The sequence below is a fragment of the Bacillus sp. LR--39 genome (assembly GCF_053613335.1).
On sequence record NZ_JBSIOT010001219.1, the window covers coordinates 1 to 599 of the forward strand.

Genomic DNA, 599 nt, shown 5'->3' on the forward strand with positions numbered 1-599 from the left:
CAAAAAATTCAGCGCTTTGGAAGCGCGATGTTTGTGCCTGTTTTATTATTCGCGTTCGCCGGCATTATCGTCGGCATCAGCACGCTCTTTAAAAATAAAACCCTCATGGGACCGCTGGCCGATCCTGACGGTTTTTGGTATCAGTGCTGGTATATCATTGAGCAGGGCGGCTGGACTGTTTTTAACCAAATGCCGCTCTTATTCGCCATTGGCATCCCGGTTGCTTTGGCGAAGAAAGCTCAGGCACGCGCTTGTTTGGAAACGCTTACTGTTTACCTGACATTCAACTATTTTGTCAGCGCGATATTGACGGTATGGGGAGGAGCATTTGGCGTCGACATGAACCAAGAGGTCGGCGGAACGAGCGGGTTAACGATGATTGCGGGCATAAAAACGCTCGATACCAACATTATCGGGGCCATCTTTATTTCTTCGATTGTCGTCTTTTTGCATAATCGCTATTTTGATAAAAAACTGCCCGATTTTCTCGGCATCTTTCAAGGCTCAACATATATCGTGATGATTTCCTTCTTTATTATGATCCCAATTGCCTTGGCTGTGTCTTATATTTGGCCGATGGTTCAATCGGGAATCGGCTC

General features: G+C 46.4%; 1 pseudogene. It reads left to right on the top strand.

Features of this window, described 5'->3' with window-relative positions:
• A pseudogene (malP, locus tag ACWHAR_RS29535) lies at positions 1–599 on the top strand (PTS maltose transporter subunit IIBC); the annotation flags it as partial.